At 71.2% G+C, this 20,789-nt stretch carries 17 protein-coding genes; 9 read left to right on the top strand and 8 right to left on the bottom strand.

Going from position 1 to position 20,789, the window contains the following annotated elements; translation table 11 throughout:
* Positions 1-229 precede the first annotated feature (229 nt).
* The 5 genes from BA175_RS21625 to BA175_RS21605 are packed head-to-tail and all read right to left on the bottom strand — an operon-like array spanning position 230 to position 5,725.
* Complete coding sequence (locus BA175_RS21625; protein ID WP_069173165.1) at positions 230-1,543, bottom strand: DUF58 domain-containing protein; 1,314 nt, start codon at positions 1,541-1,543, stop codon at positions 230-232.
* 10 nt (positions 1,544-1,553) lie between these two features.
* Positions 1,554-2,573, bottom strand: coding sequence for an AAA family ATPase (locus tag BA175_RS21620; RefSeq protein WP_079159711.1), 1,020 nt, complete (start codon positions 2,571-2,573; stop codon positions 1,554-1,556).
* A complete protein-coding gene (locus tag BA175_RS21615) occupies positions 2,570-3,826 on the bottom strand; it encodes a DUF4350 domain-containing protein (protein WP_069173068.1) in 1,257 nt (418 codons plus the stop codon). The genes BA175_RS21620 and BA175_RS21615 overlap by 4 nt, the downstream gene beginning before the upstream one ends.
* Complete coding sequence (locus BA175_RS21610) at positions 3,823-4,512, bottom strand: DUF4129 domain-containing protein (protein ID WP_069173067.1); 690 nt, start codon at positions 4,510-4,512, stop codon at positions 3,823-3,825. Before BA175_RS21610 ends, BA175_RS21615 begins: the two co-directional genes overlap by 4 nt.
* Before the next feature lie 4 nt (positions 4,513-4,516).
* Positions 4,517-5,725, bottom strand: a complete 1,209-nt coding sequence (locus tag BA175_RS21605; RefSeq protein WP_069173066.1) for a glycerophosphoryl diester phosphodiesterase membrane domain-containing protein — start codon at positions 5,723-5,725, stop codon at positions 4,517-4,519.
* A gap of 140 nt (positions 5,726-5,865) precedes the next feature.
* Between BA175_RS21605 and mtnA the strand changes: the two genes are divergently transcribed.
* From mtnA to BA175_RS21570, 7 genes are all read left to right on the top strand, one after another.
* Entirely contained in the window at positions 5,866-7,023 is a 1,158-nt protein-coding gene (gene mtnA / locus BA175_RS21600; RefSeq protein ID WP_079159710.1) for an S-methyl-5-thioribose-1-phosphate isomerase, read from the top strand.
* 4 nt (positions 7,024-7,027) lie between these two features.
* Positions 7,028-7,717: a two-component system response regulator MtrA gene (mtrA, locus tag BA175_RS21595; protein ID WP_187282414.1), complete on the top strand. Its 690-nt coding sequence runs from the start codon at positions 7,028-7,030 to the stop codon at positions 7,715-7,717.
* 1 nt (position 7,718) lies between these two features.
* A complete protein-coding gene (gene mtrB / locus BA175_RS21590; protein WP_069173064.1) occupies positions 7,719-9,740 on the top strand; it encodes an MtrAB system histidine kinase MtrB in 2,022 nt (673 codons plus the stop codon).
* 34 nt (positions 9,741-9,774) lie between these two features.
* The gene (locus BA175_RS21585) at positions 9,775-11,595 is read left to right on the top strand and encodes an LpqB family beta-propeller domain-containing protein (protein ID WP_069173063.1); all 1,821 of its coding nucleotides are present in this window, start codon (positions 9,775-9,777) and stop codon (positions 11,593-11,595) included.
* 117 nt (positions 11,596-11,712) lie between these two features.
* Positions 11,713-12,489 (top strand): ComF family protein, encoded by a 777-nt coding sequence (locus tag BA175_RS21580; RefSeq protein WP_069173062.1) that lies wholly within the window; start codon positions 11,713-11,715, stop codon positions 12,487-12,489.
* A gap of 327 nt (positions 12,490-12,816) precedes the next feature.
* Positions 12,817-13,509 carry a ribosome hibernation-promoting factor, HPF/YfiA family gene (hpf, locus tag BA175_RS21575; RefSeq protein ID WP_069173061.1) on the top strand — a complete coding sequence of 231 codons (693 nt, stop codon included), beginning with the start codon at positions 12,817-12,819 and terminating at the stop codon, positions 13,507-13,509.
* A 194-nt stretch (positions 13,510-13,703) separates the two neighbouring features.
* Positions 13,704-14,456, top strand: coding sequence for a response regulator (locus BA175_RS21570; protein ID WP_069173060.1), 753 nt, complete (start codon positions 13,704-13,706; stop codon positions 14,454-14,456).
* 20 nt (positions 14,457-14,476) lie between these two features.
* Here BA175_RS21570 and BA175_RS21565 read toward each other — a convergent pair whose 3' ends face one another.
* Both BA175_RS21565 and BA175_RS21560 read right to left on the bottom strand, forming a co-directional pair.
* Positions 14,477-15,652 (bottom strand): winged helix-turn-helix domain-containing protein, encoded by a 1,176-nt coding sequence (locus BA175_RS21565; RefSeq protein ID WP_069173059.1) that lies wholly within the window; start codon positions 15,650-15,652, stop codon positions 14,477-14,479.
* 10 nt (positions 15,653-15,662) lie between these two features.
* The gene (locus BA175_RS21560; RefSeq protein ID WP_069173163.1) at positions 15,663-16,253 is read right to left on the bottom strand and encodes a GNAT family N-acetyltransferase; all 591 of its coding nucleotides are present in this window, start codon (positions 16,251-16,253) and stop codon (positions 15,663-15,665) included.
* 240 nt (positions 16,254-16,493) lie between these two features.
* On the opposite strand from BA175_RS21560, the gene secA reads away from it, so the two are divergent.
* Positions 16,494-19,313, top strand: coding sequence for a preprotein translocase subunit SecA (secA, locus tag BA175_RS21555; RefSeq protein ID WP_069173058.1), 2,820 nt, complete (start codon positions 16,494-16,496; stop codon positions 19,311-19,313).
* Positions 19,314-19,519: 206 nt separating this feature from the next.
* On the opposite strand, the gene BA175_RS21550 is transcribed toward secA, so the two are convergent.
* The gene (locus BA175_RS21550; protein ID WP_069173057.1) at positions 19,520-19,948 is read right to left on the bottom strand and encodes an Rv3235 family protein; all 429 of its coding nucleotides are present in this window, start codon (positions 19,946-19,948) and stop codon (positions 19,520-19,522) included.
* A gap of 278 nt (positions 19,949-20,226) precedes the next feature.
* On the opposite strand from BA175_RS21550, the gene BA175_RS21545 reads away from it, so the two are divergent.
* Positions 20,227-20,733 (top strand): DUF6912 family protein, encoded by a 507-nt coding sequence (locus BA175_RS21545; RefSeq protein WP_069173056.1) that lies wholly within the window; start codon positions 20,227-20,229, stop codon positions 20,731-20,733.
* The last annotated feature ends 56 nt before the right edge of the window (positions 20,734-20,789 follow it).

Here is a 20,789-nt window from a genome sequence, read left to right as displayed (position 1 = left end):
CTGTGGGAGAGTAGGACGCCGCCGAACAATTTTTCCGGGAAAGCCCCGTGCCGTTGGCACGGGGCTTTCCTGCGTTCACGGCCCGATCAATACCGGCATGAGTGAGCCGACAGGGGGGCTTCTTCCGACGGTTCACCCTTTCCTGCTTCGATTCCCGTGCCGACGGCGGAGGGGAGTGCCCTGTCCTCAGCTCAGGACGCCGCCGACGCCACTGCACCACGGACCAGCCTCAAAGCCGGCCGCTCGCCTTGAGCGCGAGATAGGCATCGGCCAGAGCGGGCGCGAGGTCGGGAGGTGGGGCGTCGACGACCACCACTCCGTGGCGGCGGAGTTGCTCCGCCGTCCGTCGCCGCTGTTCCTGGGTACGCGTCGCTGCAGCGGCGTCGTAAGCAGCGTCAACAGTGCCCCTCCTACGGGCCATGGCCTCCACATGCGGGTCAGCTCCCGCGGCGACCAGGACCGTGTGACGACGCGTGAGCTGGGGGAGCACGGGGAGCAATCCCTCCTCGACGGGAACTGCGTCCAGACCCGTGAGCAGGACGATGAGCGAGCCACGAGGCGCACTCGCGAGCGCGGCCGCGCTGAGACCCCGGGCATCGGTCTCCACCAGCTCGGGTTCCAACGGGGTCAGGGCGCTGACGACGGACGCGAGAACGTCGCCCGCAGCGGCCCTGCCCTGCACCTGGGCCCGGACACGGCGGTCGTAGGCCAGGAGATGCACACGGTCGCCCGCCCGGGCGGCGAGGGCCGTGAGAAGCAGAGTGGCATCCATGGCCGCGTCCAGGCGCGGGACGTCACCCACCCGGCCCGCCGAGGTACGGCCGGTGTCGAGAACGATCAGGATGTGACGGTCCCGTTCCGGGCGCCAGGTGCGGACGGCCACCGCTGACCGGCGGGCCGTGGCCCGCCAGTCGATGGAACGCGTGTCGTCGCCCGGCACGTAGTCCCGCAGGCTGTCGAACTCGGTGCCTTCGCCGCGCGTAAGGACACTGGTACGGCCGTCGAGTTCCCGGAGCCGGGCGAGACGCGAGGGCAGGTGCTTCCGGCTGGTGAACGGCGGGAGGGCCCTGACCGTCCACGGGACATCGTGATTTCCCTGACGGGCCGCGAGACCCAGCGGCCCGAAGGAGCGGACCGTGACGCGCGCGGCGCGACGGTCCCCGCGCCGCGCGGGACGCAGGAGCGTGGTCAGGCGGCGGCGCTCGCCGGCCGGCACCGTCAAGGCGTGCCTGGAAGCCGCCTGTTCGGCCTCCGTCGTCCAACTGCTGGGCGGCCACGCGTCCCGGAGCTGGGCGCGCAGGCGGCGACGGGAAGGGTTGGTCACGGTGAGTTGCACGTGCGCGGTCTCACCGAGCCGAACAGACGTATCACCGGATCGGGTGAACTGCAGGGGACGCACTGGCGCTGCCAGGGCGTAGTCGCACAGAATTGCCAAAGAGAGTGGTGCGTTGACCGCGAGCATGCCGGCCCAGCTCGGAGCCAGGATGCCTACGGGGAGTGATCCCAGGGCGGCCAGCAGTGCGGTACGTCCGGTGAGGGCCATGGTCACCGCCTCATCGGGGGACGGGGACGTGGGCGAGCACGGCGGTGATGACGGAGTCGGCAGTGACCCCCTCCATCTCCGCTTCGGGACGCAGGTGCACGCGATGACGGAGCGTGGGGAGGGCCAGGGCTTTCACATCGTCCGGGGTCACGTAGTCCCGGCCTGTGAGCCAGGCCCACGCGCGGGCGGTGGAGAGCAGGGCGGTTGCTCCTCGGGGGGAGGCTCCGAGGGCGAGTGAGGGGGATTCGCGAGTGGCACGGCAAATATCCACCACGTAAGCGGCGATCTCGGGGGACACCAAGGTCCTGGCCACGGCAGCACGTGCCGCTTCCAGGTCGGCGAGGCCGGCCACGGGCCGTATGCCGGCAGCAGCGAGATCGCGCGGGTTGAACCCGTCCGCGTGGCGGGTGAGGACGTCGATTTCGTCCTCGCGTGACGGGAGGGGGACCGTCAGCTTGAGCAGAAAGCGATCCAACTGCGCTTCGGGCAAGGGGTAGGTGCCCTCGTACTCCACGGGGTTCTGGGTGGCCGCGACGAGGAACGGGTCGGGCAGCGCGCGTGGCGTTCCGTCCACGGTGACCTGCCGCTCCTCCATGGCTTCCAGGAGTGAGGACTGAGTCTTGGGCGGGGTCCGGTTGATCTCGTCTGCGAGCAGGAGATTGGTGAACACCGGACCGGGCTGGAAGGAGAACTCGGCGCTGCGGGTGTCGTAGACGAGCGAGCCGGTGACATCGCTCGGCATCAGGTCGGGCGTGAACTGGACACGTTTCGTGTCCAGTTCGAGGGAAGCTGCGAGAGCGCGCACCAGGAGGGTCTTCGCGACTCCGGGTACGCCCTCGAGCAGAACATGGCCCCGGCAGAGGAGGGCCACGACCAGTCCCGTGACAGCCGGGTCCTGGCCGACGACCGCCTTGGCGATCTCGAAGCGCAGGGCTTCGAGGGATGCGCGGGCACTGTCGGAGACCGCGGGAGCCGGAAGGGTCCCCGTGATCGCCGCAGGCTCGGCTGACTCCGGGATCGGGGCGCTCATGAGGTGCGTACCTCTCTTTCGAGGGCGTCGAGTTGGTCGGTCAGGCGTACGAGTGCGGCGTCGTCGGCCGGATCCGGGCCGAAGAGCAGGGCGTGGAGGTCGCCGTCCGGGCTGCCGAGGCGCGCGGTGAGGGCGGGCAGGAGGACGGCGGGGGACTGGCTGTCATGGGCGGCCACACCGAGGAGGGGTGCGATCCGGGTGCGGGTGGCGGAGCGCAGTGATGCGGCCGCGCGGTCGCGGGCGTCGGCCTTGCGGTACAGCCTGGCCCGGCCCTCGGTGGACTCCGAGGCGCGGACGGCCACCGGAAGCCGTTCGGTGACCAGGGGGCCGAGGCGTCGGGCTCGCCAGACAGCGGCGAGGACGGCTGCGAAGGCCAGTTGGAGGGTGCCCCAGAGCCAGCCCGACGGGATGAGGTCGAGGAATCCGCTCTCCCCGTCTGTGCCTTCGCCGTCCCTGCCGTCGCTGTGGCCGCCGGGGCTGTGGTCTTCGCCTCGGGGGTCGCCTGTGGAGGCGGAGGGATCGTCGATCGAGGGGAGGTACCAGACCACATGGGGGCGGGAACCGAGAAGTTGCAGGGCCAGCGAGGCGTTGCCCTGCTGGTCGAGACGGTCGTTGTACAGGATGTCGGGGGAGCCCAGCAGGACCGTGTCACCGGCTGCGGACTCAGGGAGGAGCAGGAGGGCGGGGAGGCCGTTCTCGGGGTAACAGGCGGTCGCGTCCCGAACGTCCGTCAGGTAGTGGATTCCGCCGATGTCGGCCGGTCCGGCGGTGCGTGCGGCGGGGAGGTCGCACCGTGGGGGCCGCGCGGTCACCGGCCCGGTACGCCGGGCGCCTACGCCGGGGGCGAGGGCGGTCACGGACGGACGGCCGGGAGCGACGAGCACGGTGCGGCCCGTGGAGGCGACGGTGGCCGCACGGAGGACCCGCTGTTGGTACGGGGTGAGGACATCGGGTGCGGCGACGAGGAGGGTGGTCTCCGGCCCCGTCGCGCCGGTTGCCTCGTCGAGGGTCGTCACGACGTCCACCGAGGCGCCGCGGGCTTTGAGGAGTTCGGCCACGGCCCGGCTGCCGTGAGGCTCGGCGGAGCGGGGGTCGAGCCGGCCGTGCTGGCCTCCGGAGCGGACCGCGGCGAAGGCGACGCCGGCGAGGAGGAGGATGAGCAGGGCTGCCAGCAGTCCCCGGACGCCTCGCCAGAGCTGCTGAGGGGTTCGGTCCGTCGAGGTGCGGGTGGAAGCAGGGGCCGTCGCGGTCATCCGGCGGCCCCCGTGAGCGGGCCCGCGGGCAGCAGGGGCTTCGCGGTCTCGAGGTCCAGGTCGAGTGCGCGCACCTTCGTGTACGCGGCCTCGTCGGCGGCGCGGCCCCCGTACGTGACGTCGTCGAAGATCCGGGCGGCGGCGCCCAGGCGTACCGCGTGTGCGGGGAGGAGCCGGCCTGCTTCGGTGGCGGCCTCGTCCGCTGTGCGGCCGGGGCGGGGGTCGAGTACCGCCCGCTCCTCCAGGGAGCGTACGAGGGCGCGCACGCGCTCCTGGACGGCTTGGGTCCAGCGATGGGCGGCGGCGTGCGCGTCGGCGGCGGCGCGGTGCTCCTCGGTGCTCCGCGCGCTGCCGCCGAACAGGCTCTCCGCCGCGCGCACGGTGCGCTGCGGTGTTCCGAGCCGCCACCAGAGGGCGGCGGTCAGGCCGATGACGGCCAGAGCGACGACGACGAGTCCCAGCGGCCCGCCGGGGGCGGAGCCGGCGAGGCCGTCGAAGAGACCGCCGACCCAGTCCCAGAAACGGCCGAGACCGCGCTGGAGGAGGTTCGGACCGTGCTCGTGGTACATCGGGTCGGACAGTTCGTCCTGTGCCGCTTCGCGGGCGGGGACACGTGGGATCTCCACGGGTATGTCCTCGCCTGCGCGGATCGACCGCTCTGTCGTGGTGCCCCCCACCCCCGTCACCGCATCAGCTTCTGGGTGCGTCGTAGCCGGGCACGCCCGCGGCCCTGGCCAGCTCGAGGTCGAGTGCCTCGCGGCGGATGCGCTGGTCGATGTAGAGCAGGGCCATGACTCCCGCGGTGAAGGGATAGGTCAGCGTCGAGATGATGACCTCGCCCACCCCGGTGATGATGAGGAAGGGCCAGCCCAAGTCCGGTTGGCTGCTGTTGAGGAATTCGCTCAGGCCCTCGCTGTCCACGCTCAGGGCGATGATGCCCAAGGGGACGGCGATGATCAACGTCAGGACGATGACCAGCAGGTAGGTGAGTGCCAGGATGCCGAAGGTGCGCCACCAGCTGCCCTTGACCAGTTTGGCGGACCGGCGCAGCGCGGTGAGGATCGGCTGCCGTTCCAGCATCAGTGCCGGTGCGGCGAGAGTGAAGCGGACCATCAGCCAGAGAGTGACGACCAGAGCGGGGAGGAAGCCGGCCAGGGTCAGCGCCAGTCCCGCTGCGCCGCCCAGGAGCATGCCGGGCAGCAGGCCGGCCGCCATGATCGCGGCGCTCATCAGGCTCAGCAGCAGTGTCAGTCCGAGAAGCGGGAGGAGCCGGGGGCGGGCCTCGGAGAAGGCCTCGGAGAGGGTCACCCCGCGGCCGAGTACGGATCGGCTGATGACCACGGTGAGGACCGACGTGGTGAACAGCGTGGCGATCATCGCGAGGAGCGTGGCGGGGGCGTCGGAGATCAGCTGGGACCGCATCGAGTCCCCGGCCTGACGCAGGGCCTCGGCACCGACGGCGTCGGGGTCGATCGACGCGGGCTCGGGCAGGAGGTAGCGCTGGACGAGCAGGACCACGATCTCGGTGATCACGGAGACCGTGAGGCTGACGCCCAGCACGGTGCGCCAGTGCCTGCGCATCGTGGAGACCGCGCCGTCGAGGATCTCGCCGACACCGAGCGGCCGGAGCGGGATGACCCCCGGCTTCGCCGCCATGGGCGGCCCGCCCCACCCCGCCCCGGGAGGCATGCCACCACCCCGGTGCGGAGGGGGCGGGGGCGCGCCGGGCCCGCCCCCGGGCGCGCTCGGCGGCGACCACTGCCCGGGAGGAGGCTGCTCAGGAGACCACTGTCCAACGGGGCCGCTTCCGTCGACGGGGGAGGAGGGCCTGGGGATGCCTGTCTCCTGGCCGTCGGAGGGGGCGGATCCGGGCGAAGCCCAGCCCGGAGAGTCGTTCATCGTCGCTCCTTCACGGTCCTGCCCGCTCATCGGGGCGGCAGGTTGTCAGCCATCGTGCCACGCGTTGCTCCGGGGCGGACCGGGCGCCGTATCCCGTTGTCGCCTTCGTGCCCGTGCGGTGCAGCGGGCAGACTGGGCAGATGGCTGATCAGGACGCGCGAACGCCGGCGGACATCGAGTCTCCGGCCCCCCTTTCCGTACTCCGCTGGGAGGAGCCCCCCCAAGGTCCCGCGGTGGTCCTTCTCGACCAGAGGCGGCTGCCGTTCGCGGAGGTCGAACTGGTGTGTGCCGATGTGTCGTCGCTGGTGCGCGCGATCAGGACACTGGCGGTGCGCGGGGCGCCTCTGCTGGGAATAGCCGGGGGCTACGGAGTGGCGTTGGCGGCCGCCCGGGATGAGGACGTGGCCGGGGCGGCGCGGGCGCTGGAGCAGGCGCGGCCCACCGCGGTGAACCTCGGCTGGGGAGCTCGGCGGGTGGCGGGCGTGTACGCGGCGGCCGTGTCGCAGGGGGCCGGCCGGGCGCAGGCCGCCGCGGCCGCGCTGGCCGAGGCGCGGGCGCTGCACCGGGAGGACGCGGCGGCGAGCGGCCGCATGGCGCGGTACGGTCTGCGGCTGCTGGCGGAACTGCTGCCGGCAGGCGGCCATAAGCTGCTCACCCACTGCAACACCGGGGCGCTCGTGTCCGGCGGCGAGGGCACGGCGTTCGCGGTGGCGCTCGGCGCGCACCGGGAGGGGAGGCTGAGGCGACTGTGGGTGGACGAGACACGTCCGCTCCTCCAGGGTGCCCGGCTGACGGCCTACGAAGCCGCGCGGAACGGCATGGCGTACACCGTCCTCACGGACAGTGCGGCGGGCTCGCTGTTTGCCGCGGGGGAGGTGGATGCCGTACTCATCGGGGCGGACCGCATCGCCGCGGACGGCTCGGTGGCCAACAAGGTGGGGAGTTACCCGTTGGCGGTGCTCGCGAAGTACCACCACGTGCCGTTCGTCGTCGTCGCCCCGACCACGACGATCGATCCGGGCACGCCGGACGGTGCCTCGGTCGTGGTCGAGCAGCGCTCCGCGAGCGAAGTGACGCAGTTCACATCGCTGCCGGTGGCCCCGGACGGGAACGACGGTGTTCCCGAGGGCGGGCACGCCGTGGCACCCGCGGGAGCCCCGGCGTACAACCCCGCATTCGACATCACGCCGCCCGAACTGGTCACGGCGATCGTCACGGAGGAGGGTGTCATTTCCCCGGTCACGGGGGTCGGACTGGCAGAGCTGTGTGCCAGGTCATCGCAGGTAACGATTAGCTAATGGGATGATGTCGTTTATGAAGGGACGCGTCCTTGTCGTCGACGACGACACCGCACTCGCCGAGATGCTCGGGATTGTGCTGCGTGGAGAAGGTTTCGAGCCGTCGTTCGTAGCGGACGGCGACAAGGCACTGGCTGCATTTCGTGAGGCCAAGCCGGACCTGGTGCTGCTGGATCTCATGCTGCCCGGACGGGACGGCATCGAGGTCTGCAGGCTGATCAGGGCCGAGTCGGGTGTGCCGATCGTCATGCTCACTGCCAAGAGCGACACGGTCGACGTGGTGGTGGGCCTGGAATCCGGGGCCGACGACTACATCGTCAAGCCGTTCAAACCGAAGGAGTTGGTCGCGCGGATCAGGGCGCGTCTGCGGAGGTCCGAGGAGCCCGCGCCGGAGCAGTTGACGATCGGTGACCTGGTCATCGACGTTGCCGGTCACTCGGTGAAGCGGGAGGGGCAGTCCATCGCCCTCACCCCCCTGGAGTTCGACCTTCTGGTCGCGCTCGCCCGTAAGCCGTGGCAGGTCTTCACCCGTGAGGTCCTGCTCGAGCAGGTGTGGGGGTACCGTCACGCCGCTGACACCCGTCTGGTGAACGTGCACGTCCAGCGGCTCCGCTCCAAGGTCGAGAAGGACCCGGAGCGGCCGGAGATCGTCGTGACGGTCCGCGGTGTCGGTTACAAGGCCGGGCCGAGCTGACATGACCCTGGGCAGCGCTGCTCCGAAACCCGGGGGGCCGGGAGTCCGTACGGAGCGGGCTGCCGGCCCGGCACGGAGGGCCTCCAGGCTCCGCCGGTGGCTGACGGGCGGCCGGTTGTTCGGCAACGGGTCGCCCGGCGGTCCTGTGCCCCGGCTGCTGATGCGGTGGATCCGCCGCCCGCTGCTGCCCGCTGCTCGGCTGTGGCGCCGCAACCTCCAGCTGCGCGTCGTGGCCGGCACTCTCCTGATGTCGATCGGCGTGGTACTGCTGCTGGGCTTCGTCGTGATCGGGCAGGTCAGGAACGGCCTGCTCGACGCGAAGGGCAGGGCGGCCCAGATGCAGGCGGCCGGTGGCTTCGCGGCCGCTCAGGCGAACGCCAACGCGCCGCTGACCCCGGGTGACCAGGGCGAGGAGGGCGCCGACGGCATGGCCAGCACCTCCTGGCGCACCGAGCTGGTCGACCAGCTCGCCAGCGGCGGCACGAACGCGTTCAACGTGGTGGCCCTCAGCGCCGACTCCGTGGGGCAGAGCGCCACCAGCCGCGCACCCCGCGGCTCGGGCAGTGTGGAGGCCTCCAGCGTCCCGCAGCGCCTGCGGGAGGCGGTGGGCCAGGGGCCCGGGGCGTTCCAGACGTACTCCCTGATCCGCTACTCCTACGGGAAGGATCCGCAGCCGGGTCTCGTCGTGGGCAAGCGGCTCTACGACATCGACCACAATCCGTACGAGCTGTACTACCTCTTCCCGCTGACGCAGGAGGAGAAGTCGCTGACCCTGGTCACGACGACACTGGCGACGGCGGGGCTGTTCGTCGTCGTGCTGCTCGGCGCCATCGCGTGGTTCGTGGTGCGCCAGGTGGTCACGCCGGTACGGATGGCGGCGGGTATCGCCGAGCGGCTGTCGGCAGGCCGGCTCCAGGAGCGTATGAAGGTCACCGGCGAGGACGACATCGCCCGTCTCGGCGAGGCGTTCAACAAGATGGCGCAGAACCTCCAGCTGAAGATCCAGCAGCTGGAGGAGCTCTCCCGGATGCAGCGGCGCTTCGTCTCGGACGTCAGCCACGAGCTGCGCACCCCGCTGACCACGGTGCGGATGGCGGCGGATGTCATCCACGAGGCGCGCGTCGACTTCGACCCGGTCACCGCGCGTTCCGCGGAACTCCTCGGAGACCAGCTGGACCGGTTCGAGTCGCTGCTGTCGGACCTGCTGGAGATCAGCCGGTTCGACGCCGGCGCCGCTGCCCTCGAGGCCGAGCCGATAGACCTGCGCACGGTCGTGCGGCGGGTCATCGGTGGGGCCGAGCCGCTGGCGGAGCGCAAGGGCACCCTGATCCGGGTGGTGGGTGACGAGCAGCCCGTGATCGCGGAAGCCGACGCGCGCCGGGTCGAGCGGGTCCTGCGCAACCTCGTCGTCAACGCCGTCGAGCACGGGGAGGGCCGGGACGTCGTCGTCCGTATGGGCGTGGCCCAGGGGGCGGTGGCCGTGGCGGTCCGGGACTACGGTGTGGGGCTCAAGCCGGGCGAGGCCACGCGGGTCTTCAACCGCTTCTGGCGGGCCGACCCGGCCCGCGCCCGTACCACCGGGGGCACCGGGCTGGGGCTGTCGATCGCTGTCGAGGACGCCCGGCTGCACGGCGGCTGGCTGCAGGCCTGGGGCGAGCCCGGTGGCGGCTCCCAGTTCCGGCTGACCCTGCCGCGTACCGCCGACGAGCCGCTGCGCGGGTCACCGATACCCCTGGAGCCGGAGGATTCGCGGCGCAACCGGGAGGACCGTGAGCGTGCGGAGGCGGCCCCGGCGCCGGCCGACCACCGGCTGCTGTCCGTGCCGACCCAGAGCGGTTCGGCAGCGCGCTCGCAGCTCCCGGTTCCGGCACAGGGCGCCGGGCCGCAGACCTCCGTCGACCCGGCGGCCCTTCCCGGCAACGGCGCCCGTGTCGTCGCGCGTCCGGTGGGGGAGCGGCGGCGCCCGGGCGCCGCCCCGGAGACACATGATCCGGAGCAGGAGGACACGACTCGTGGACACTGATCCCCGTCGGGGCGGCCGTCGGCGGGCGGTGCGGATGTCCGCGCTGCTCGGCTGCGGCGCCGTGGTGCTCGCGGGATGCGGCGCGATGCCGGTGACCGGTGACGTCAAGGGCGTCGGCGCCTCGCAGCCCGGTGATTCCCAGGTGCAGGTGTACGCCGTGCCGCCGAGGGAGGACGCCGCGCCCATCGAGATCGTCGACGGGTTCCTCGAGTCGATGACGAGCGACGACCCCGGCTTCAGGACGACGCGCACGTACCTGACGACGGAAGCCGCCAGGACCTGGAAGCCGAGCGAGGGCACGACGGTGCTGGCACAGGCCCCCAACCGCAACGGACCGACGTTCCGCGACGACGAGCGCGAGGCCACCGACACGACGTACACGCTGACGGGCGAGCAGGTGGCCGCGGTGGACGCGCAGAGTTCCTACCGGCCTCTCGCGCCGACCGACTACTCCCAGACGCTGCACCTGGTGCGGCAGAAGGGGCCGGACGGCAAGCAGGAGTGGCGCATCGACGTCGTGCCGGACGGTCTCGTGCTGGGGCAGTCCGACTTCAAGCGGCTGTACCGGTCGGTGAACAAGTACTACTTCGCCGCCGGGAGGGCGGACGGCGGTGCCGCGATGGTCGCCGATCCGGTCTACGTCCGCAACCGTACGGATCCCGTCACGCGGATGGACACGGCCACGCAGACGGTCCGGTCGCTGCTGAAGGGGCCTTCGGACTGGCTGCGGCCGGTGGTCGATTCCCGCTTCCCGGCCGGTACGGCGCTGCGCAGCGATGTGACCGCTCTGGCGCCCGACGACCAGAACATCCTGAAGGTGCAGCTCAACAAGAAGGCCGACAAGGCCGGGCCGGGCGCCTGCCGCATGATGGCGGCCCAGGTGCTCTTCACCCTGCGGGACCTGACCTCGGCCCGGGTGGGCCAGGTGGAACTGCAGGGCGAGCGCGGCCCGCTGTGCTCCCTGGGTGCCGACGAGGCCGAGGAGTTCGCGCCGGACAGCGGTTCGGACGCGCCGGACAGCCAGTACTTCGTCGACGACAAGGGGCGCGTCCAGAGGATCCCGGGGAGCAGCAAGGGAAGCGGTGAGCCGGAGCCGGTGGTCGGGCCGTTCGGTTCCGGGCAGGTGGCGATGAGCGCCGTGGGGGTGGCCAGGGACGAACAGCTGGCCGCCGCGGTCTCGGCGGACCAGAGGTACCTCTACGTGTCCTCGCTGGCCTCGGAGACCGAGCTGGCCGCGCCGGTCGTCACCAGCCATGCCGTGAAGCCCGGGGACCGGCTGTCGGCGCCGAGCTGGGACGGCACGGGTGATCTGTGGGTCGCCGACCGTGATCCGTCCGGTCCGAGGCTGCTGCGACTGGTGGACGGCCAGGGCAAGCCGCAGGAGGTCGAGGTGCCCGGCCTGGACGGCGGGCGCATCGAGGCCCTGCGCATGTCGGCGGACGGGGTGCGGATCGCTCTGATGGTGTCGAAGGACGGGCACACGACGCTGAAGATCGGCCGGGTCGAGCGCCATGGCGCGGGACCGTCCGAGCGGGCTTCCGTGGAGGACCTGCGCCAGGCCGCGCCCCAGCTGGCGGAGGTGACCGCGGTCTCCTGGTCGGGCCGGAGCCGTCTCGTGGTGGTCGGCAAGGAGGAGGGCGGTGTGCAGCAGGTGCGCTATGTCCAGGCCGACGGTTCCACGTCCTCCTCCGGGGTCCTGCCGGGGGTGAACCAGGTGACGGCGGTCGCCGCGGCGGACGACGAGCAGTTGCCGTTGATGGCGGACACCGAGGGCGACGGGATAGTGAAGCTGTCGCCGGGGGACAACTGGCAGACGGTGCTCAAGGACGGCTCGTCGCTGGTCTACCCGGGCTGAGGGCGCCGCCCTGCCTGCCGCGTGGACGAGCCGTCGGACACCCACGGGCCCGGGTGTTGTCCACAGGTGTTGTCCACAGGGTCGGCGCGGTTCTCGTGACCCGGGCACAGTGGAGTAGTGAAGGCATGGTGGCGGGAGATCACCGCGCTGGTCTTGCCCGTGGCCTGTGGCGGTTGCGGCCGGCCGCGGACGGAGCTGTGCGATGTGTGCGCCGCGGTGCTCGACGCGCGGCCGTGCCGGGTGAGGCCCGCACCCGAGCCCGCGGGGCTTCCGGTGGTGCACGCGGTCGCACCGTACGAGGACGCGGTACGCGCGATGCTGCTGGCCCACAAGGAGCGGGGTGCCCTGGGGCTGGCCGCGCCGCTCGGTGGGGCGCTGGCGGCCGCGGTGCGGGCCGGGGCGGGGGAGGAGGGAGGCGCGGGGCCGCTGCTGTTGGTACCCGTACCGTCCGCGCGGCGCGCGACAGCCGCGCGCGGGCACGACCCGACGCGCAGGATCGCACTGGCCGCCGCGGCGGTGCTGCGGCGGAGCGGCACGCCGGCCCACGTGCCGGCTCTGCTGAGGCAGCGGCGGGTGGTGGCCGACCAGGCCGGGCTGGGTGCCCGGGAGCGACGGGCGAATCTTGCGGGGGCGCTCGAAGTGGTGCCGGGGGGTCGGCACCTGCTCGACGGGGGCAGGGTGTGGCTGGTCGACGACCTGCTGACGACGGGGGCGTCGCTGACGGAAGCGGCGCGTGCGGTGCGCGCGGCCCGGGCGGTCCGAGGGGCCGTGGGCGCACGGCGGACCGGCGGGTCCGCCGGTCCCGGGGGGTCCGCGGGCCGAGGCGCCCTGGCTTCCCTGCGGGCCGCGGTAGTCGCAGCTTCTCCGACTGCTTTCGAAATAAACCGGAACTGACAGAATTTTTGCATCGTTGCAGGTGGTGCGTGGGTAAAGCGACCTGATCGGAGGTACGCGTGAGTAGCGGGTGCCGTCACGGTCCCGGGCAGGCTATGTTCGGTTGTGAGGGCCGGTGAACACCGAATCTCGAAGAATGCACCACCGCGTTTCGGGCAGGTGATCCACCGAGGCCGGAAGCATGGAAGTCGGTGGGGTGGAGGCCCTGCCGAAGGGGGAGGAGGAGGTGAAAGTCACCGAGTCCGAAGCTCCGGCGATCACCGGAGTCTGGTGCGAAAGGGAGACGCTCCGCCGTTCGAGCGGAGCGATCCGGGAACGGAGTTCTGCGTGGACATCGTCGTCAAGGGCCGCAAGACCGAGGTGCCCGAGCGGTTCCGCAAGCACGTGGCCGAGAAGCTGAAGCTGGAGAAGATCCAGAAGTTCGACGGCAAGGTGATGAGCCTGGACGTCGAGGTGTCCAAGGAGCCGAATCCCCGTCAGGCCGACCGCGCGGCCCGGGTGGAGATCACGCTTCGCTCGCGGGGACCGGTCATCCGGGCGGAAGCAGCGGCAGGCGACCCGTACGCAGCCCTGGACCTGGCCACGGACAAGCTGGACGCGCGGCTTCGCAAGGAGCACGACAAGCGCTACAGCCGACGGGGTAACGGCCGTCTGTCCGCCGCCGAGGTGGCGGAGGTCGTGCCGGGGGCCGCGTCGTTCAACGGTGAGAACGGCGAGCTGGCCCGTGAGGGGACGACCCCGCCCGTGCCCACCAAGAAGATCGGTCCGCTCGAGGTGCAGGGCGAGGGACCGCTCGTGGTGCGGGAGAAGACGCACGTCGCAGCACCGATGACCCTGGACCAGGCGCTCTACGAGATGGAGCTGATCGGTCACGACTTCTATCTCTTCGTCGACTCCGAGACCAAGGAGCCCAGCGTCGTCTACCGCCGGCACGCCTACGACTACGGTGTCATCCACCTGAGGACCGACCCGCTGGCCTCCGACGGGGCGGGCGGCGCGGGCGGTGCGCTCGGCGGCTGACCGACAGCCGCAGGCCGTACCCGAGTGCCCCTGGATGCGTCTGTGCGCCCCCAGGGGCACTCGGGTGAGGTCCTGTGGTCACCGGTGGGGCGCCGGAGCATGGAATCATGGCGGCCCAAGCCAACCGGCCTACTGAGAACTGCCGTTGGCGGACGGTCTGTGACCTCAGGCCGTGGCCTTCAGGGGGAGGAACGATGGCGGACACCTTCGGGCCCGTACGCAGGACCAACGCCGCCGACGACGTCTCGGGCCCGGATTCCGGTACGGGCGGTGCCGGGTTCGGCAAGGAGCCGATCCGGGTACTCGTGGTCGACGACCACGCCCTCTTCCGCAGAGGTCTGGAGATCGTCCTCGCACAGGAGGAGGACATCCAGGTCGTCGGCGAGGCGGGGGACGGTGCCGAGGCGGTCGACAAGGCGGCGGATCTGCTCCCCGACATCGTTCTGATGGACGTCCGGATGCCCAGACGAGGCGGCATCGAGGCCTGCACCTCCATCAAGGAGGTGGCTCCGAGCGCGAAGATCATCATGCTGACGATCAGCGACGAGGAGGCCGACCTGTACGAGGCGATCAAGGCGGGTGCGACCGGCTATCTCCTCAAGGAGATCTCCACCGACGAGGTGGCCACGGCCATTCGCGCGGTCGCGGACGGCCAGTCCCAGATCAGCCCCTCGATGGCCTCGAAACTCCTGACCGAGTTCAAGTCGATGATCCAGCGCACCGACGAACGCCGCCTCGTTCCCGCTCCCCGGCTCACCGAGCGGGAACTGGAGGTGCTCAAGTTGGTCGCCACGGGAATGAACAACCGCGACATCGCCAAGGAACTGTTCATTTCCGAGAACACGGTGAAGAACCACGTCCGCAACATCCTGGAGAAGCTGCAGCTGCACTCCCGCATGGAGGCCGTGGTCTATGCGATGCGGGAGAAGATCCTCGAGATCAGATAGCGCGGCACAGCGGCCGGCTCCTATCCCAGGACGCGGGCGATCTCCGCGCGCAGGGGGTCGCGCAGCTCCGGGGCGTCGACCCGCTCCAGCCGGACGTCGGTGCAGCCGACCCAGGAAGCCGCTTCCGCCAGGGCCTGCGCCATCGGCGTCACGGATTTCCGCCCGTCCAGAGAGACCTGGCGGGCGACCAGCGTCGTGCCGTCACGCGCCGGGTCGACGCGGCCCTGGAGCCTGCCGCCCGCGAGCAGCGGCATGGCGAAGTAGCCGTGCACACGCTTGGGCCGGGGCACGTACGCCTCCAGGCGGTGGGTGAAGGCGAAGATCCGCTCCGTGCGTGCCCGCTCCCAGATCAGCGAGTCGAACGGCGACAGCAGCGTCGTCCGGTGCCGGCCGCGTGGTTCCGAGGCCAGCGCCTCGGGGTGCGCCCACGCCGGTCTGGCCCAGCCCTCGACCGAAACGGGAACCAGGCCGGAGTCCGCCACGACGGCGTCGAACTGCTCGGCCCTCAGCCGGTGGTAGTCCGCGATGTCGGCGCGCGTCCCGACTCCCAGCGACCGGCCCGCCAGCGCGACCAGACGGCGTGTGCACTCCGTGTCGTCCAGGTCGTCGTGGAGGAGGGGGTCCGGGATCGCGCGCTCGGCCAGGTCGTACACACGCTTCCAGCCGCGCCGCTCGGTGCACACGACCTCGCCGTACATCAGGGCCCGTTCGACGGCGACCTTCGACGCGGACCAGTCCCACCACTCCCCGCCGTTCTTCGCGCCGCCGAGCTCCGTGGCCGTCAGCGGGCCCTCGGCGCGCAGCTGCGCGATCACCGTTTCGTACGCGCCTGCGGGGAGGTCGTGGTGCCAGTGCGGGCGGGACCGGTAGGCGCGGCGGCGGAACGCGAAGTGCGGCCACTCCTCGACCGGCAGCACGCACGCGGCGTGCGACCAGTACTCGAACGACCGGCCCCCCGACCAGTAGGCCTCGTCGACCGCGCGGCGGCCCACGCCACCGAGCCGGGCGTAGGGGACGAGTTCGTGCGACCGGGCGAGGACCGAGATCGTGTCGAGCTGGACGGCCCCCAGGTGGCGCAGGACCCCGGGCACCCCGCCCCGGCGGTCCGGCGCGCCCAGGAAGCCCTGGGCCCGCAGGGCCATCCGGCGGGCCTGATCGGCGGAGAGTTCCAGAACGGGCTGCGGCACAGGCGTCATGGACGGAACCCTAGAGGGCGCCACTGACATCGGGCGCCGGCAGATACGGGTGGGTGCCGGGCAGTCCGAGGTCGGCGGGGAGGAGCGCCCCGTTCCAGGTGTCGCGCCGTGTCCCCTTGTTCAGCAGGGCCGACCGCTGCTCCCCCTCCATACGGAAACCGGCACGTAGCGCGACGGCCCGCGACGCCGTGTTGCCGACTTCGGTCCGCCACTCGAGCCGGTCCGCCGCGAGGGCGGTGAACGTCCACCGGGCGGCTGCGAGCACCGCCTCCGTGGTGAAGCCGCGGCCACGGTGGTCCGGGGCCGTCCAATAGCCCACCTCGTAGGTGCCCGGCAGGCTGTGGCGGTTGATACCGAGGGCGCCGGTGACCGGCCCGCCGTCCCGGGCCGTCACGGCGAAGCTGAACATGGTGTCGTCACGCCAGCCCTGGGGGGACAGCTCCCCTACGAAGAGTTCCGCGTCGGCGCGGGAGTACGGGGAGGGGATGATCGTCCAGCGTTGGATGTCGGGCGCCTGGCAGGCGGCGTGGACCTCGTCGGCGTCCCGGGGTTCGAAGGGCCGCAGAAGCAGGCGCTCGGTGGTGAGGGTGATCGGCTCCATGCGGAGATTGTGGTGATCCGGCACCCGTGACGCGACCTCTTTACCGGCATCCCGGCACCTTCCGCACCCTCCGGCCGTTGTCCTGGGAGGGTGCGGCGGGAGCAACGCGGCAGCATCCCTCCCGGCGCGGTGGGGTCCTCGCTTACGATGGCCGTTGCGGTGGGGCCCACCTGCCGTGCCCGCGCCAGAGTCCATCACACGACCCAGTGCCAGGCCCGACCGGCAAGGAGACCAGCCTCAGTGTCCGTCTTCAACAAGCTCATGCGTGCAGGCGAAGGCAAGATCCTGCGCAAACTGCACCGCATCGCGGACCAGGTCAGCTCCATCGAAGAGGACTTCGTCAACCTCTCCGACGCCGAGCTGCGGGCGCTCACCGACGAGTACAAGGAACGGTACGCGGACGGCGAGAGCCTGGACGACCTGCTTCCCGAAGCCTTCGCGACCGTACGTGAGGCCGCCAAGCGCGTCCTCGGACAGCGCCATTACGACGTCCAGATGATGGGTGGCGCCGCCCTGCACCTCGGTTATGTGGCCGAGATGAAGACCGGTGAGGGCAAGACCCTCGTCGGTACGCTGCCGGCGTATCTCAACGCGCTGTCCGGCAAGGGCGTGCACCTGATCACGGTCAACGACTACCTCGCCGAGCGCGACTCCGAGATGATGGGACGCGTCCACAAGTTCCTCGGTCTCGAGGTCGGCTGCATCATCGCCAACATGACGCCGGCGCAGCGCCGTGAGCAGTACGCCTGCGACATCACGTACGGCACGAACAACGAGTTCGGCTTCGACTACCTCCGCGACAACATGGCGTGGTCCCGGGACGAGCTCGTCCAGCGCGGTCACAATTTCGCCATCGTCGACGAGGTCGACTCGATCCTCGTCGACGAGGCCCGGACGCCGCTGATCATCTCCGGCCCGGCCGACCAGGCCACCAAGTGGTACGGCGACTTCGCGAAGCTGGTTACCCGTCTCACCAGGGGCGAGGCGGGCAACCCGCTGAAGGGCCTGGAGGAGACCGGCGACTACGAGGTCGACGAGAAGAAGCGGACCGTGGCGATCCACGAGCCCGGTGTCTCCAAGGTCGAGGACTGGCTGGGGATCGACAACCTCTACGAGTCGGTGAACACCCCGCTCGTCGGGTACCTCAACAACGCGATCAAGGCCAAGGAGCTCTTCAAGAAGGACAAGGACTACGTCGTCATCGACGGCGAGGTCATGATCGTCGACGAGCACACGGGCCGTATCCTCGCGGGCCGCCGCTACAACGAGGGCATGCACCAGGCGATCGAGGCGAAGGAAGGGGTGGACATCAAGGACGAGAACCAGACGCTCGCCACGATCACCCTGCAGAACTTCTTCCGCCTGTACGACAAGCTCTCGGGCATGACCGGTACGGCGATGACCGAGGCCGCTGAGTTCCACCAGATCTACAAGCTGGGCGTGGTGCCGATCCCGACGAACCGGCCGATGGTCCGGGCCGACCAGTCGGACCTGATCTACCGCACCGAGGTCGCGAAGTTCGCCGCGGTGGTCGACGACATCGCGGAGAAGCACGAGAAGGGGCAGCCGATCCTGGTCGGCACGACCTCGGTCGAGAAGTCCGAGTACCTCTCGCAGCAGCTCTCCAAGCGCGGCGTCCAGCACGAGGTCCTCAATGCCAAGCAGCACGACCGGGAGGCGACGATCGTCGCCCAGGCGGGCCGCAAGGGCGCGGTCACGGTCGCCACGAACATGGCCGGCCGAGGCACCGACATCAAGCTCGGTGGCAATCCGGACGACCTCGCCGAGGCGGAGCTGCGGCAGCGGGGCCTCGACCCCGTCGAGCACGTCGAGGAGTGGGCGGCCGCTCTGCCCGCCGCGCTGGAGAAGGCCGAGCAGGCCGTGAAGGCCGAGTTCGAGGAGGTCAAGGCGCTGGGCGGGCTGTACGTGCTCGGGACGGAGCGGCACGAGTCGCGGCGTATCGACAACCAGCTGCGCGGCCGTTCCGGCCGTCAGGGCGACCCGGGCGAGTCCCGGTTCTACCTCTCGCTGGGCGACGACCTGATGCGGCTGTTCAAGGCGCAGATGGTCGAGCGCGTCATGTCGATGGCGAACGTCCCCGACGACGTGCCGATCGAGAACAAGATGGTGACCCGTGCGATCGCCTCCGCGCAGTCGCAGGTCGAGCAGCAGAACTTCGAGACGCGCAAGAACGTCCTGAAGTACGACGAGGTGCTCAACCGGCAGCGCGAGGTCATCTACGGCGAGCGCCGGAGGGTCCTGGAGGGCGAGGACCTGCAGGACCAGATCCGCCACTTCATGGACGACACGATCGACGACTACATCCGCCAGGAGACGGCGGAGGGCTTCGCCGAGGAGTGGGACCTGGACCGGCTGTGGGGTGCCTTCAAGCAGCTCTACCCGGTGAAGGTGACGGTCGCCGAGCTCGAGGACGCGGCGGGTGACCTCGCGGGGGTGACGGCGGACTTCATCGCGGAGGCCGTCAAGGACGACATCCACCAGCAGTACGAGGAGCGCGAGAAGACCCTCGGCTCGGACATCATGCGGGAGCTGGAGCGCCGTGTGGTGCTGTCCGTCCTGGACCGCAAGTGGCGCGAGCACCTCTACGAGATGGACTACCTCCAGGAGGGCATCGGCCTGCGGGCCATGGCGCAGAAGGACCCGCTGGTCGAGTACCAGCGCGAGGGCTTCGACATGTTCAACGCCATGATGGAGGGCATCAAGGAGGAGTCCGTCGGCTACCTGTTCAACCTGGAGGTCCAGGTGGAGCAGCAGGTCGAGGAGGTTCCGGTGCAGGACGCGGCGGAGCGCCCCTCCCTGGAGAAGCAGGACGTCGCGGCCGGCGGCGGCCGTCCGGAGATCCGGGCCAAGGGCCTGGAGGCGCCGCAGCGGCCGGACCGGCTGCACTTCTCCGCTCCCACGGTGGACGGCGAGGGCGGCGTCGTCGAGGGCGACTTCTCCAACGGCGACGGTGCCCGTCCCGACGGTGACGGGATGACGCGCGCCGAGCGCCGCAAGGCGCAGAAGAGCGGGGGCGGCGGGCGTCGCCGTAAGAAGTAGCGCGAAGAAGCAGAGGGAGGACGGAGCGCGAAGCGCTCCGGACGGCCTGGGCCGGGGCACCGCAGGGTGCCCCGGCCCAGGCCGTTCCCGTGGGCCCCGGGGAGCGCCGAGGGGCGGCTGAGGGGCTTCGGGGCCGTCCCGGCGGAGGACCTCCGGGTGGGATCGGGCACAGAGGGTGCGCCGGGCCGTCGGGCACGTGGGGCCTTTCATCTCACCGCCGGCAGACGTTCGCCGCCCAGGTCGACCGCGGCGCAGCGCCAGCGGAGGTCGGGCCCCTGTTCGAGGCGGAAGGCGAGGGCGCGGATCTGGCCGCCGGTCGCGATGCTGGCGAAGGCCTCGACGACACCGGTGGCGGGCTGGACGCCGTGGCAGGCGCGTACGACGGGGCGCCGGTACCCCGCACCGAGCGGGGCGGTCGGGGCGAGTTCGGCGAGCTGGTCGTAGGCCTCCCCGATGGTGTGGCCGAGCATCCAGTGCACGGGGCGCTGGCCGCTGAGGACCGCGAGCAGGCGTTCCGCGAACCACTGGTGCGGGCGCGGGGCATGCCGGGGCCGCTGCGGCGTGCGCTGCGGCGGTACGGTGCCCGGCCTGCCGCGATCGCGTCGTCCGGCCGGCCTCGTCCTGTCTGTGCTCATGCGTAGCCCCCGTGGCTGCTGTCCGGCGCCCGTCGAGTACCGGGCGGTAACTTTCTGCTGGGGATCTTCTACGGGCCCGGTCGCGGACACCGCAAGCCGGGGACCGGCCGAACGGGACCCGCGCGGAGTTCACCTATCCGGGTGGCGGGCCGGACGCCGCACAGGTCCGGAGGGGGTGACGGCCGTCGCCGGGTGGACAGCCGGGCACGGCTCGCCGACCCCGATGGGGGACGTCCCCCGTATCCTGTGGACGTCATCGACTACGAAAGCGGTCATCCATGCGTGTGTACGTCCCCCTGACGCTCTCCGGTCTTGCCGAGGCGCACAGCGCGGGCCTGCTCGGCCCGGGTCCGCTGACCGCCTACGCCGTGACGCCCGGACTGCGCGAGTGGTACGTCTCCGACGACATCGAGGAGCTGGAGTACGCGGCGCTCAGCCGGGCCGCCTCGGCCTCCCTGCGCCTGATCGCCGCGAGGCCCGACGAGCCCAGGCGCCGGGTCGTCGTGGCCGTGGACGTGCCGGACGGGGCTGCGGTCGCCGATCCGGACCACGTCCTGGACGCCTCGTCACTCGGTGAGGTGCGCGTCGCCGAGGCGGTGACGCTGGCGAAGGCCGCCGCCGTGCACGTGGACTCCGACGACGCCGAGAAGGACGTAGCGGCGGCAGCGGCCGCGCTGGGCGCGGCCGATCTCGGCGACGACGACGCGCAGTTCACCGTGGACGGCGCCGAGGACCACGAGCTGCTGTGGTTCGGCGTGCAGGAGATCCCCGGCCTGATCGGCTGAGCGCCGGGCCGCCGGGCGGCGGCCGGGGGAGAGGCACTGTCGTACCCGGCGGGTAT

The organism is Streptomyces griseus (assembly GCF_001715295.1).
Taxonomy (GTDB): domain Bacteria; phylum Actinomycetota; class Actinomycetes; order Streptomycetales; family Streptomycetaceae; genus Streptomyces; species Streptomyces griseus_G.
The sequence above is the reverse complement of the archived record's forward strand: the minus strand, read 5'-3'. Positions and strand labels throughout refer to the sequence as shown.

Bases quoted from the DNA above. Each gene is read 5' to 3' on its own strand.
- mtrB (WP_069173064.1), top strand. From the start codon at position 7,719: ATGACCCTGGGCAGCGCTGCTCCGAAACCCGGGGGGCCGGGAGTCCGT.
- mtrA (WP_187282414.1), top strand. From the start codon at position 7,028: ATGATGTCGTTTATGAAGGGACGCGTCCTTGTCGTCGACGACGACACC.
- BA175_RS21570 (WP_069173060.1), top strand. From the start codon at position 13,704: ATGGCGGACACCTTCGGGCCCGTACGCAGGACCAACGCCGCCGACGAC.
- BA175_RS21565 (WP_069173059.1), bottom strand. From the start codon at position 15,652: ATGACGCCTGTGCCGCAGCCCGTTCTGGAACTCTCCGCCGATCAGGCC.
- BA175_RS21625 (WP_069173165.1), bottom strand. From the start codon at position 1,543: ATGGCCCTCACCGGACGTACCGCACTGCTGGCCGCCCTGGGATCACTC.
- BA175_RS21605 (WP_069173066.1), bottom strand. From the start codon at position 5,725: ATGAACGACTCTCCGGGCTGGGCTTCGCCCGGATCCGCCCCCTCCGAC.
- BA175_RS21615 (WP_069173068.1), bottom strand. From the start codon at position 3,826: ATGACCGCGACGGCCCCTGCTTCCACCCGCACCTCGACGGACCGAACC.
- BA175_RS21620 (WP_079159711.1), bottom strand. From the start codon at position 2,573: ATGAGCGCCCCGATCCCGGAGTCAGCCGAGCCTGCGGCGATCACGGGG.
- BA175_RS21550 (WP_069173057.1), bottom strand. From the start codon at position 19,948: ATGAGCACAGACAGGACGAGGCCGGCCGGACGACGCGATCGCGGCAGG.
- BA175_RS21585 (WP_069173063.1), top strand. From the start codon at position 9,775: ATGTCCGCGCTGCTCGGCTGCGGCGCCGTGGTGCTCGCGGGATGCGGC.
- mtnA (WP_079159710.1), top strand. From the start codon at position 5,866: ATGGCTGATCAGGACGCGCGAACGCCGGCGGACATCGAGTCTCCGGCC.
- BA175_RS21545 (WP_069173056.1), top strand. From the start codon at position 20,227: ATGCGTGTGTACGTCCCCCTGACGCTCTCCGGTCTTGCCGAGGCGCAC.
- BA175_RS21560 (WP_069173163.1), bottom strand. From the start codon at position 16,253: ATGGAGCCGATCACCCTCACCACCGAGCGCCTGCTTCTGCGGCCCTTC.